Origin of the sequence: Streptomyces sp. SJL17-4, assembly GCF_036826855.1 — a bacterium.
In the GTDB taxonomy this organism is placed as follows: domain Bacteria; phylum Actinomycetota; class Actinomycetes; order Streptomycetales; family Streptomycetaceae; genus Streptomyces.
Map to the genome: position 1 here is coordinate 1,441,293 of NZ_CP104578.1, position 11,853 is coordinate 1,453,145.

At 71.5% G+C, this 11,853-nt stretch carries 12 protein-coding genes and 2 pseudogenes; 6 read left to right on the plus strand and 8 right to left on the minus strand.

What is annotated here, in order from left to right:
* The first annotated feature begins 426 nt into the window (after positions 1 to 426).
* From N5875_RS06405 to idi, 3 genes are all read left to right on the plus strand, one after another.
* A complete protein-coding gene (locus N5875_RS06405; protein WP_318209681.1) occupies positions 427 to 1,368 on the plus strand; it encodes a cation diffusion facilitator family transporter in 942 nt (313 codons plus the stop codon).
* A gap of 195 nt (positions 1,369 to 1,563) precedes the next feature.
* On the plus strand, positions 1,564 to 2,811 hold the full coding sequence (locus tag N5875_RS06410; protein ID WP_318209682.1) for a bifunctional class I SAM-dependent methyltransferase/N-acetyltransferase: 1,248 nt from the start codon (positions 1,564 to 1,566) through the stop codon (positions 2,809 to 2,811).
* Positions 2,812 to 2,963: 152 nt separating this feature from the next.
* Positions 2,964 to 3,593, plus strand: coding sequence for an isopentenyl-diphosphate Delta-isomerase (gene idi / locus N5875_RS06415; protein WP_318209683.1), 630 nt, complete (start codon positions 2,964 to 2,966; stop codon positions 3,591 to 3,593).
* On the opposite strand, the gene N5875_RS06420 is transcribed toward idi, so the two are convergent.
* Positions 3,559 to 4,080: an ATP-binding protein gene (locus N5875_RS06420; RefSeq protein WP_318209800.1), complete on the minus strand. Its 522-nt coding sequence runs from the start codon at positions 4,078 to 4,080 to the stop codon at positions 3,559 to 3,561. The genes idi and N5875_RS06420 overlap by 35 nt on opposite strands.
* Before the next feature lie 130 nt (positions 4,081 to 4,210).
* Positions 4,211 to 4,873, minus strand: a complete 663-nt coding sequence (locus N5875_RS06425) for a DUF308 domain-containing protein (RefSeq protein WP_318209684.1) — start codon at positions 4,871 to 4,873, stop codon at positions 4,211 to 4,213.
* 66 nt (positions 4,874 to 4,939) lie between these two features.
* Here N5875_RS06425 and N5875_RS06430 point away from each other — a divergent pair.
* A pseudogene (locus N5875_RS06430) lies at positions 4,940 to 5,684 on the plus strand (enoyl-CoA hydratase/isomerase family protein).
* 170 nt (positions 5,685 to 5,854) lie between these two features.
* Here N5875_RS06430 and N5875_RS06435 read toward each other — a convergent pair.
* Positions 5,855 to 6,462 (minus strand): annotated as a pseudogene (locus N5875_RS06435) (IS5 family transposase); the annotation flags it as partial.
* Positions 6,463 to 6,527: 65 nt separating this feature from the next.
* On the opposite strand from N5875_RS06435, the gene N5875_RS06440 reads away from it, so the two are divergent.
* Positions 6,528 to 6,851: a hypothetical protein gene (locus N5875_RS06440; RefSeq protein WP_338492186.1), complete on the plus strand. Its 324-nt coding sequence runs from the start codon at positions 6,528 to 6,530 to the stop codon at positions 6,849 to 6,851.
* A gap of 25 nt (positions 6,852 to 6,876) precedes the next feature.
* On the opposite strand, the gene N5875_RS06445 is transcribed toward N5875_RS06440, so the two are convergent.
* From N5875_RS06445 to N5875_RS06465, 5 genes are all read right to left on the minus strand, one after another.
* Positions 6,877 to 7,155: a hypothetical protein gene (locus N5875_RS06445; protein WP_338492188.1), complete on the minus strand. Its 279-nt coding sequence runs from the start codon at positions 7,153 to 7,155 to the stop codon at positions 6,877 to 6,879.
* A gap of 80 nt (positions 7,156 to 7,235) precedes the next feature.
* On the minus strand, positions 7,236 to 8,537 hold the full coding sequence (locus N5875_RS06450) for an alpha/beta hydrolase domain-containing protein (RefSeq protein ID WP_318209688.1): 1,302 nt from the start codon (positions 8,535 to 8,537) through the stop codon (positions 7,236 to 7,238).
* Positions 8,538 to 8,892: 355 nt separating this feature from the next.
* Positions 8,893 to 9,117: a hypothetical protein gene (locus N5875_RS06455; RefSeq protein WP_338492190.1), complete on the minus strand. Its 225-nt coding sequence runs from the start codon at positions 9,115 to 9,117 to the stop codon at positions 8,893 to 8,895.
* 38 nt (positions 9,118 to 9,155) lie between these two features.
* The gene (locus N5875_RS06460) at positions 9,156 to 9,794 is read right to left on the minus strand and encodes a DJ-1/PfpI family protein (protein WP_318209690.1); all 639 of its coding nucleotides are present in this window, start codon (positions 9,792 to 9,794) and stop codon (positions 9,156 to 9,158) included.
* 27 nt (positions 9,795 to 9,821) lie between these two features.
* Entirely contained in the window at positions 9,822 to 10,793 is a 972-nt protein-coding gene (locus N5875_RS06465; RefSeq protein WP_318209691.1) for a GlxA family transcriptional regulator, read from the minus strand.
* A 166-nt stretch (positions 10,794 to 10,959) separates the two neighbouring features.
* On the opposite strand from N5875_RS06465, the gene N5875_RS06470 reads away from it, so the two are divergent.
* Positions 10,960 to 11,829 carry a hypothetical protein gene (locus N5875_RS06470; protein WP_318209692.1) on the plus strand — a complete coding sequence of 290 codons (870 nt, stop codon included), beginning with the start codon at positions 10,960 to 10,962 and terminating at the stop codon, positions 11,827 to 11,829.
* Positions 11,830 to 11,853 lie beyond the last annotated feature (24 nt).

Consider the following 11,853-nt stretch of genomic DNA (forward strand, 5'->3'; position numbering starts at 1 on the left):
TCCTTGGAGCTGACGAGGGGCCGGCGGGGCCCATGGCGGCCCCGGGCGCGGCGGTGCGGCCCGGCACGGGGCGGCGACACGTCGGCTGAGGCTATCGGATGAAACAGGGCATGAGTTCACCGAGGCTTTGCGGGCCGGACTCCCCCGGGCCCACCCACGTCCGCACGGGTGCGGGTGACCCCGTGGAGATCATCATGGGTGATCTGCGACCCGCCTCACAAGACGACGGCGGCCGGCTCCGGCGGGGCTCCGGCCGGGGCCCGCACGACGAGCCCGGCACCACCTTCCCGCCACGGCCGGTCCGGAATGCATCGCCGCAGGTCAGAGCATATGACAACGGTGTTCAGTACCGTGTTGCACATACCCCCCACCCGTAGTTGACTTGCGACTCGGGGCACCTGCGAACAGAGATCTGGAGGCCATGTCATGGGGGCTGGACACGACCACGGGCACAGTCACGGCGGCCCTGCGCCGACGGGTACGGCCGGGGCCGCGTACAAGAACCGGCTGCGCGTCGCGCTCGGCATCACACTCTCCGTGATGGTGATCGAAATCATCGGCGGCGTGCTCTCCGACTCGCTCGCGCTGATCGCCGACGCGGCGCACATGGCGACCGACGCGGTCGGCCTCGCGATGGCGCTGCTCGCGATCCACTTCGCCAACCGGCCCCCGTCGGGGAACCGCACCTTCGGGTTCGCGCGGGCCGAGATCCTCGCGGCGCTCGCCAACTGTCTTCTGCTCCTCGGCGTCGGCGGCTACGTGCTGTACGAGGCGATCCAGCGGTTCTTCGAGCCGGCCGAGACCAAGGGCGGTCTGGCGATCGCGGTCGCGGCGGTCGGCCTGGTCGCCAACGTGATCTCGCTGTCGCTGCTCATGCGGGGCCAGAAGGACAGCCTCAATGTGCGCGGGGCGTATCTGGAGGTGCTCGCGGACGCGCTGGGGTCGGTCACGGTGATCGTCGCGGCCGGCATCATCCTGGTCACGGGCTGGCAGTACGCCGACCCGATCGCCTCCATCCTGATCGGTCTGATGATCGTCCCCCGTACGGTCAAGCTGCTGCGCGAGACGCTGGACGTCCTCCTGGAGGCGGCCCCCAAGGGCGTCGACATGATGGAGGTACGGGCCCACATCCTGGCCCTGCCGGGCGTCGAGGACGTCCACGACCTGCACGCCTGGACGATCACCTCGGGGATGCCGGTGCTCTCGGCGCACGTGGTCGTGGACCAGGACGCGCTCGACTCGGTCGGTCACGAGAAGATGCTGCACTCCCTCCAGGGATGCCTGGGCTCGCACTTCGACGTGGAGCACTGCACCTTCCAGCTGGAGCCCGCCGGCCACGCGGAGCACGAGGCCAAGCTGTGCCTGTGAGGACCGCGTCCTGCTAGTCTTTTCGTACGAACGTGTGGAGAGAGGAGCTGAGGTTGATGACCGTCGCGATGGAGGCTGCCCCGAGCGGCAGCACCCGGTCCTCCCTCAGCTTCCGGGTCTCCGGCTGACCTGATCCCGGTTCCCACCGGTCCGTCACGTCGTCGGCCGGGACCCTCTCACAAAGGGTTTCCCACGTTGTCCGACAACGCTCTGCACGATTCCTTCTTCGCCCTGCACCACGGTCTTCCGCGGCAGGGCCCCGGCTCCGACGCCACCACGCGTCGGCTCCTCGCGCTCACCGGGCCGCTGCCCGAGCGTCCGCGCGTGCTCGACCTGGGCTGCGGCCCGGGCCGTTCCGCGCTGCTCCTGGCGGCCGAGGCGGGCGCCGAGGTGACCGCCGTCGACACCCACGAACCGTTCCTCGCGGAACTGCGGCAGTCCGCCGCCGACCGCGGGCTCGACGGCTCGATCCACACCCTCCGCGCCGACATGGGCGCGCTGCCGTTCCCGGACGGCTCCTTCGACCTGGTCTGGGCCGAGAGCTCGGTCTTCGTCCTCGGCTTCGACCGGGCGGTCACCGAGTGGCGCAGGCTGCTGGCACCCGGAGGCACCCTGGTGCTCACCGAGTGCGTCTGGACCACCGCGGAGCCGGGCCCCGGGGCCCGCGCCTTCTGGGAGGAGCACTACCCGCTCCGTACCGTCACCGGGAACGCCGCGGCGGCCGTCGCGGCCGGCTACCACGTCCTCGGAACCGTCCCGCAGCCCGAGAGCGACTGGGACGAGTACTACGGTCCGCTCGCCGCGCACGCCGAGGCGGCGGACACCACGGTCCCCGGCATGGCCGAGGCGGTCGCCGGGGCCCGCGCCGAGATCACCCTGCGCCGCGAGCACGGCTCCGACTACGGGTACGCGGGATTCGTCCTGCGGCCGGCGGATCCGCGCTGGCGCACCCGTCCGGAGGCCGCCGGGGAGGCCTCGGCGGTCCGGCCGCTCGTGGCCGCCGCCTTCGGGTCGGAGGCGGAGGCCGAGCTGGTCGACGCGCTGCGGCGGGACCCCGACGCCTGGCTCCCGGGCCTGTCGTACGTGGCCGAGGCCCCGGACGGCTCGATCGCGGCGCACGCCCTGATCACCCGCTGCCTGGTGGACGGCGCCCCCGCGGCGGCGCTCGCTCCGGTCGCGGTGGCGCCCGCGTACCAGCGGACGGGGGCCGGAAAGGCCGTCGTCCGTGCGGTGCTCGACGCGGCGCGGCTGCGGGGTGAGCCGCTCGTGCTCGTCCTGGGGCACCCGGAGTACTACCCGAAGTTCGGGTTCGTACGGGCGTCCGAGTATGGAATCAAGCCAGGTTTCGAGGTTCCGGACGAGGCCATGATGGCGCTCGTCCTGGACGACTCCGTACCCGTACCGCCCGGCACGATCGCCTATCCGGCGGCTTTCGGGGTCTAGCCGCCCCGTGCCGTCACTCCGCTCCCGCCGCACCGGTTGTACTCCGGTGCGGTGGGAGCGGCCACGTCCGGCCTCCGAAGTACGGACAAGCCGCTTTTGTACGGCAGACTGAGGTGGCCCCGCCGGGGCGAGGACCGAAGCGAAGGATGGGTATGCCGACCACACCAGCCACCGCGGCTCAGATCTCGCCGGAGACGCCGGAGATCATGTCGAACGGTGTCCAGCCGTCCGAAGCCCCGGCGCCGATCATGCTCGAACTGGTCGACGAGGACGGGACGACCATCGGCACGGCGGAGAAGCTCGCCGCCCACCAGGCGCCCGGGCTGCTGCACCGCGCCTTCTCCGTCTTCCTGTTCGACGAGGCGGGCCGGCTGCTGCTCCAGCGCCGGGCGCTCGGCAAGTACCACTCCCCCGGTGTCTGGTCGAACACCTGCTGCGGCCACCCCTACCCGGGCGAGGCGCCGTTCGCCGCCGCCGCCCGGCGGACCTTCGAGGAGCTCGGCGTCTCGCCCACGCTGCTCGCGGAGGCCGGCACCGTCCGCTACAACCACCCGGACCCGGCCTCCGGCCTGGTGGAGCAGGAGTTCAACCACCTCTTCGTCGGTCTGGTGCAGGCCGCGCCGCGGCCGGACCCGGAGGAGATCGAGGACACCGTCTTCGTGACCGCCGCCGAGCTGGCCGAGCGCCACGCCGCCGCGCCCTTCTCCGCCTGGTTCATGACGGTGCTCGACGCGGCGCGTCCGGCGGTCAGGGAACTGACGGGTCCGTCCGGGGGCTGGTGACGACCGGCTGGTGGATCGCCGCTCCCGGCCCCGGTGCCATCGGGGCCAGGGGCAGCGCCGCCCAGATGATCTTGCCGCCGCTCGCGGTGTGCTCGACGTCGCACGCACCGCCCGACTGCTGCGCGATCTCGCGGACCAGAAGCAGTCCGCGGCCGCCCGTCTGCCCGTAGTCCGCCTCAAGGGCCTTGGGGCGGTAAGGGTGATTGTCCTCGACGGACACCCGGATCCACTCGGGCCCGATGGCCACCTCCACCGCTATCTCCGGGGACAGCAGCGCCGCGTGCCGCACGGCGTTGGTGACCAGCTCGGAGACGATCAGCAGCAGGCCGTCCATGATCTCCTCATGGACGGGGACGCCCTGGCGGACCAGCAGGTCGCGTACGGCGTGCCGGGCCTGCGGTACGGAGACGTCGACCGCGGCAGCGGTGAAGCGCCAGACTCCTTCGTAGGACGGTTGCCGGGCGGGGCCACCTCCGTGGTTCTCCACGGTACGGTTCCCACCCTCGTGCTCGATTCTCGCCACGGATCGAGTCTTGGCAATGCGCGCAGGCGGACCGGCCTACTGACCAGAAGTCGACACTTATCGGCCGCTTTCCGATCGGGTGGGTATGCCGATGTCAGTTGTTCGACTGATCGGGCGCACTTTCTGACTGCTCCAAGGGCGTGCTGGACACGGGCGTCGGCGTCACCATACTGACGATCCGTCGCCCGCCCACTCCGATCGCGATCAGACCGAGGCCGTCGAAGAGCAACGCGAGCGAGAAGAAGACCCCGAGCACGTACCGGCTGCTGTCCGGCCAGTCGAACAGGACGAGCAGGCCGAGCAGCAGGCCGAAGGCGCCCTGGAGCAGGGTCCAGCCGAACTGCGGCCCGCGCACCACCACGCTGCCGACCAGCCTGAAGACACCGCCGGTGAGGAAGAGCAGGGCGGCGAACATCGTCAGCGCCTCGGCCGAGCCCTCCGGGTGACGGATCACCACGACACCGGCCGCGATGTTCAGGGCGGCCACCACCACGGCGAGCCAGAAGTAGCTGGTGCCGCGCGACTGGATCGCCTGGAGCAGCCCGACGACTCCGCCGATCAGGAGCAGCCAGCCGAAGAGCAGCATCGACGTCAGGGTGGCAAGGCCTGTGTAGATCAGGCCGACGACGCCGCCGATCACGAGCAGGGTGCCGAGCACGGCCAGCCAGCTGAAGCTCCGGTTGAGCCGTTTCCCCTCGCGTGCCATCGCGCGGACCGGGTCCGGTTCCTCGTGCGGCTCGTGGACGTCCTCGGCCATGCGGTGCCTCCTCGGGGCGACCCCTTCCTGATCGTACGTTCGAGTGCGGCGGATAGCATCCGGCCCATGGAGCCGCAGCTGAAGGACAGCGTCACGGACGGCATCGCCACCGTCGTCATCGCCAACCCCGCCAAGCGCAACGCGATGAGCGCCGGCATGTGGCGGGCGCTGCCCGGCGTATTGGACCGGCTCGCCGCCGACCCGGCCGTCCGGGTGCTGGTCCTGACGGGTGAGGGCGACACCTTCTGCGCCGGGGCCGACATCTCGGCGCTCCGGGAGCCCGGGGACGAGCAGCAGACGCTCGCGGTACGGGCCGAGGAGGCGCTCGCCGCGTTCCCCCGGCCGACCCTGGCGGCCGTCCGGGGCTTTCTGCGTCGGTGGCGGCAGCCAGCTCGCCGCCGCCTGCGATCTGCGGTTCGCCGAGGAGGGCGCCCGCTTCGGGATCACCCCGTCGAAGCTCGGCATCGTCTACCCGTCCTCGTCGACCCGGCGGCTCGCCGCACTGGTGGGCCCCTCGACCGCCAAGTACCTGCTGTTCTCGGGTGAGTTGATCGACGGGGAGCGGGCGCTGCGGACCGGGTTCGTGGACGAGCTGCACCCGGTGGGCGAGCTGGACAAGCGGGTCGCCGAGTTCGCCCGGGTGCTCGCCTCACGGTCCCTGCTCACCCAGTCGGCGGCCAAGGAGTTCGCCGACGGACGGCTGGACCGGGACGCCCACTGGGCGGAGCAGGCGCGTGGCAGCGGCGACACCGCGGAGGGTGTGGCCGCCTTCCTGGAACGCCGGGCGCCCCGCTTCACGTACGGGAGCTGAGGTCTGAGCCTTCTGCGCGGCCGGCCCTCCTGTACGGCTAGGCAGTGTCCGGCGGATCACGAGGCCATAGGGTCTGACCGTGATTGACCTCCAGGTCCGAGGCGAGAACGGCACGATCGAGGCCCGCGCGAAGCACGGTGTGGTCTGGGGTCCTGAGCTTGCTGGTCTTGGCTGTATGCCTTGTCGCCGCCCAAGTGGTCCGGCCGGGTGCGGGGGCGACCGCCTTGGGGGCGGGGAACACGGATCCGTTCTAGGACCTCGATCATCTGCGGCGCGTCGCCCCACTGGCCGGGCGTGAGGAGGAAGGCCATCGGCCGGCAGCCACCTTCACCCACGAGGTGAATCGTGCAGGTCAGGCCGCCCCGAGACCGTCCGAGTCCTTCGTCGGGGCGGTGGTGCCGAGGCGTCGTCCTCTTTTCGGGACACGTGGCTTCTTCTTGCGGGCGCCGGCCGCGTGCTGATGGGCACGGCAGGACGTCGAGTCGACGCTGACCATGATCCAGTTGATCCGGCCCGAGAGGTCGGCGTCGGCCTGGACGGCACACAGGATCCGGTCCCACGTACCGTCCGCCGACCAACGCCGGTGCCGTTCATAAACGGTCTTCCAACTGCCGAAACGCTCAGGAACATCTCGCCACGGTATGCCGGTCCGGACCCGGAACAAGATCCCGTTGATCACTCTGCGATGGTCGTTCCACCGTCCCCCACGCAGCCCCGACGCTGGCAAGTGCGGCTCCAGCCGGACCCACTCGGCATTCGTCAGATCACCCCGCCCCATGCCAGACACAACGAGCCAGCAATGCGACAGTCACATGATCCGCCGGACAGAACCTAGCCGGGCTGGTGAAGACGCGGGAGAGTGCATCGGCTGGCTACCACCGTGCTCTCGCCGCTTACCGTGCGGTCGCCCCGCCCCACCAGGAGGACCCGACCCTGGCCGCCGCCGTCGTACGGCAGGAGCGGGTCCGCCGCGAGCTCGCTGCCACCGCTTTCCCCGACGTCGAGCAGGACCAGGAGGACGAGGTGCCAACGTCGCTCGAGGCCGTCCGTGCTCAGCAGCGTCAGGCCGCCGAAGCCGTGCGCGCGGCCGCGATCCGCCGCGCCCGTGCCGAGCCTGCCGGGCAGGCCGGTACGACCAGCTCTCCTGCGCTGCGTCAGACCGGGTGAGCTCGTGTGCTTCGTCCGGCCGGTTTCAGCGGAAGCGCCAGTCTGTGAAGACCTGTTCGGCGTCGGCTTCGACGACGTCCCGCAGGTCTTCGTCGTCGTCTGGGGCGTCCAGGCCGAGCGCGGTGAGGACGTGCCTGTAGTACTGGTGGGCGAAGTGCGGGTCGCCCGCTGCCAACAGGGACGACAGGAGCGGCTCGTCGCCAGCTGTGGACCGGTCGACCTGGACGAGCACCTGGACGCCGCCGCCTGACCCCGCACGCGCCCTCGGCTTGGCCACCCCGTCCCCGTACGTCCCGGCGGACATACGAGGGCGGCGGTGGAGCGCCGGTGGGCGGACGGGCGGACAGCGTATGCATCACCGGCCGGGTGGACGCGGCCGGGGGCTCAGCGGGCCGCGGCCGTGCAGGGCTGGATCGCGACGAATTCGGTGTAATGGTCGCGGTAGGTCTCGGTGAACGTCAGCGGCGGGCACAGCTGTGCCCGCCGGCGCATGTCGGCGGCGTCCTCGGGCAGGATGTAGCGGGCCTTCTGGTAGTCGCGGACTTCGGCGGCGAAGGCCTTGGCGTAGGCCTCGTGGGAGCTGAAGCCGAGTTGCTGCACGGTGCGCACGTTGTCGTAGCCGCCGACGAAGCCGGAGATGTAGCGCGCCTCGCCGAGTTCGACGAATGGCAGCCGGGGCACCCGTCGGCCGGTGCGGTCCTCGGTGATCGCGTTGCCGATGGCGTCGCGGACGACGGTGCCGTTCTGAGTACGCAGCTGCGTACTCGTCGCCGGCGGAGATCCCTTGCGGACCCAGTCATGCCCCTGCAGGAAATGCGCGCGCAGCGCGGGTACGAACGAAGCCGGTGTCGTCTGCCTCACCGGGAACGGCAGGTCCAGCGGCGCGTCCAGCGGATCCGGGATGTGCGGACTGCCCGCGACGACGTAGAAGCGGTAGCGATTCAGAGCGACGCCTCGGTCGGTCAGGTTCGTGGAGTCATCAGCTTCCGAATTCACGATGACGATCTTGCCGTCGAAGCGGCCGGCCGCCAGGTCGGCCTGCGGGTCGAAGCCCTCTGTGGTGATCGGCAGGGCCAGGTCGAACACGCCCGCGGCGGCGCCTGAGTGGACGAGGCGGAGGATGGGGTACGAGCTGTCGGAGAAGCCCGTGACGTACTTCCGGGACACTTTCCCGACCATCGGGCGGCCGCCGGAGGAGAGCGCTTTGGCGAAGTCGGTGATGATCTCGTCGTCGACTCTAGCTCCGTCCTCCTCGATTCCTCCCTCGATGAACGTGCCGGGGACGGAGGGGTCGAGGATGCGGTTGCCGAGCGTGCTCCAGCCGACGCCGGCGTGTACGAAGCCGCGGCGGAACAGGAAATCCCTGCCGAGGTAGACGTTGAGCGTGCCGAGGCCCACCACGAAGTGCGGCGGCTCCACGAGCACCGTGCCGTTGGAGCGGCGCGGTTCGGCCGGGGCACTGATCCGGTAGGGCACTCGGAACCGGCCGGTGGACGTCCGGCCTTCGAACACGCCGTCGTACTGGACGTATCGGATGCCGCCGAACGACCCGAGGGACGTGGTCGTCGGACTGCCGAGCCGGTCTTCGGTCCCGCCCTGCGCGGGGTCTGCGTCGTCGTGGGGCGCCACGAGGACCTGGGGGTGACGGGGGACGGCCTGGGCGCCTGCTGCCGGCAGGGCTGGCATGAGTGCCGCCAGCAGCAGTGCCCACAGCCCGAGCCGCCTACGGCGGAAGCGCCCTGGCTGTGGGAGGGGATGGGAATGACCGGCCGGCCGGTCGGGTTGTGACCGCCACTGAAGCGTGGCCGGGCCGCTGTTTCGGAACCGCTGCCAGAACATCGGGTGCTCCTCCTTCTACGCCGGGAAGCACTCATCCGGTGCCCCGGCGCTGGAGCCAGCCGACCACCCCTGCTCCGGTCCGGCCCATCGGTCTCGCCCAACGGAGCGAACCGCCTCCCCCGTCTGGGCGTCCCATTGCCATGACGTCCTGACGCTGATCGCACTGCGCCATGCCAAGGTTCTTTACGGCGTAAAGAGAGATCTACAAACGCCGCAACGAAGTCGAGCGGACGATCAACCGGCTCAAGAACTCCCGGGCCGTCGCCACCTGTCGATGGTTGAAAACGGTATCCGCATACGGCAGCAGGTGCCCCAGCATCGGAAACACTGACTGATCAAGACCAGCAAGCTCAGGACCCCAGACCACACCGTGCTTCGCGCGGGCCTCGATCGTGCCGTTCTCGCCTCGGACCTGGAGGTCAATCACGGTCAGACCCTATGGCCTCGTGATCCGCCGGACACTGCCTAGCCCTCCTGTACGGCGACGGCCTCGCCGCGCCACTTGGCGACGATGTGCGCCGGGGCCTTGTCGGGCGAGCCCGCGTCGTACGGCGGCTGCGGGTCGTACTCGGTGAGCAGCTGGATCGTCTGCGCGGCCTCGTCCCCGGCGATCCGGCCGAGCAGGTGGAGCGCCATGTCGATGCCCGAGGAGACCCCGGCGGCGGTGACGTACTTGCCGTCGAAGACGACCCGCTCGCCGGTGGGTTCGACGCCCAGCGCCCTGAGCTCCTCGTAGGCGAGCCAGTGGGTGGTGGCGCGGCGGCCGTCGAGGAGTCCGGCGGCGGCCAGGATCAGGGAGCCGGTGCAGACGGAGGTGGTCCAGGTGCTGGTCTCGTCGGCGGTGCGGAGCCAGGCCCGGATCTCCGGGTCGTCCATGGCCTCCCGGGAGCCGGGCCCGCCGGGCACCAGGACGATGTCCGGGCGCGGGACGTCAGCGAGGGGCTTGTCGGCGACGAGGGCCAGGCTGCCCTGATCGCCCCTGACCGGTCCCGTCTCCTTGGCCACGAAGACGGTCTCGGCTCCGGGAAGACGGCCGAGGAGCTCGTACGCGCCGATGGCGTCGAGCGTGGTGAGGCGGTCGAAGAGGAGGACGGCGATCTGCATGCTGATCCCTTTCGGCTGACGGGTGTCTCAGGTGACGGGTGCGTGGAAGCGGCGGCGGTAGTCGGCGGGCGCGGTGCCGAGGGTCTTGGTGAAGGCGCGGCGCATGGCCTCGGGGGTGCCGTAGCCCGAGGCGCGGGCGACCTCCTCGACGCCGCGGGAGGTCTCCTCCAGGAGGCGACGGGCGTGTTCGAGGCGTACCCGGTCGACGTAGCGGCCGGGGGTCGTCCCCGTCTCCGCCTGGAAGGCGCGGGCGAAGTGGCGGGGCGAGAGCCGGGCACGGGCGGCGAGGGCCTCCACCGAGAGGTCGCCCTCGGGGTGCTCGGTGATCCACTGCTGGAGGTCGCGCAGCGGCTCCCGGCGGGCGGTCTGGGCGGCGAGCTGGACGCTGAACTGGGCCTGGTTGCCGGGACGGCGCAGAAAGACGACCAGGTGACGGGCGACGGTGAGGGCGACGTCCCGGCCCAGGTCCTCCTCCACGAGGGCGAGGGCCAGGTCGATGCCGGCCGTGACTCCGGCGGAGGTGGCGAGCCGTCCGTCCCGGACGAAGATGGGGTCCGGGTCGACGTCGACCTCGGGGTGGCACCGGGCGAGGTGGTCGCAGGCGGCCCAGTGGGTCGTCGCCCGGTGTCCGTCGAGGAGCCCCGCCTCGGCGAGGAGCAGCGCCCCCGTGCAGACGGAGACCAGACGCCCGGCGGCCGGGGCGTGGGTGCGCAGCCAGCCGATCAGGGCCGGATCGGGTTCCCGGGTGCCCTCCCCGCCGGGGACGACGAGGGTGTGCGGTGCGCCGTCGGCGACCGCCTCGGCGAGGGTGGTGTCGGGGAGCAGCCGGAGCCCGCTGTGGGTGCGGACCGGTCCGCCGTCGAGCGACGCGGTGCGGATCGTGTACGTGTCCGGGTCGCCGGAGGCGCGGCCGGCACCGGCGAACACCTCGTAGGGGCCGGTGACGTCGAGGCTCTGCACGCCGTCGAAGAGGACGACGAGTACGGGTCGCTGCGTCATGGCTCCATCCTGGGAGGAGCCCGGGACGGCCGCAATGACGCCGATCCCACCTTTTCTGCCATCACGGCCGGGGAAGCGGTCCGCCTCGGGGCCCGTTCCGGGTGCTCCGGCTGTTCCGGCCGTTCCGGCCGTTCCAGTCGTACCGACCAGTCGGTAACCTTCGGGCATGACGACGACTGCTCTGCCGCCCCGCGCGGGACGCCGCTGCCACAACGCGCTCAACCCCCTGCACTCCACGCTCTACTTCTCGCCCGACCTGGACCGCGAGTTCGGCGCCCTGGGCTTCACCGACCCGACCGCGATGCGGCTCGCCTCGCGCAGCGCCGCCCTCGGCGCGGTGGGCCCCGGCACCGTCGCCGCGACCTTCTACAACTACAACCACGAGCTGCTCGCCCGGCACCTCCCGGCCGTCTGGGAGACGGCCTCCCCCGCGCAGGTCCTGGAGGCGCGGCTGCGCACCGCCGACGCCACCCTGCGCCGGCTGCTCGGCGAGGACACCGTCGCCTCCGCGGAGATGGCCGAGGCGGCGGAGCTCGCCCTGCGCGCCACCGAGGCCTGCACCCGGCACGCCCGGCCGCTCTACTCGGCCCACGCGGACCTGCCGGTACCCGAGGAGCCCCACCTCGCCTACTGGTACGCCGCCACCCTGCTGCGCGAGCACCGGGGCGACGGACACCTCGTGGCCCTGCTCTCGGCCGGGCTCGACCCCGTCGAGGCCCTCGTCTCCCACACCGCCACCGGCAAGGGCATGGCCCCGCGCTGGGTACTCGGCTCCCGCGGCTGGCGGCGCGGCGACTGGGAGGCGGCGGCGGAGCGACTGCGCGGACGCGGGCTGCTCGACGCCGAGGGCGAGCTGACCGAGGCGGGTACCGCCCTCCGCGCCGAGCTGGAGGACCACACCGACCGGCTCGACACCGCCCCGTACGAGCATCTCGGCGCGGCCGGGGTCGAGCGGCTCACCGAGCTGGGGCGCGGGTTCCTGGTCACGGCCGCCGTCGCGGGTGCCTTCCCGGCGGATCTCGTCGGCAAGGAGTGACCGCGAGAGGTGACCGCGGGGCGC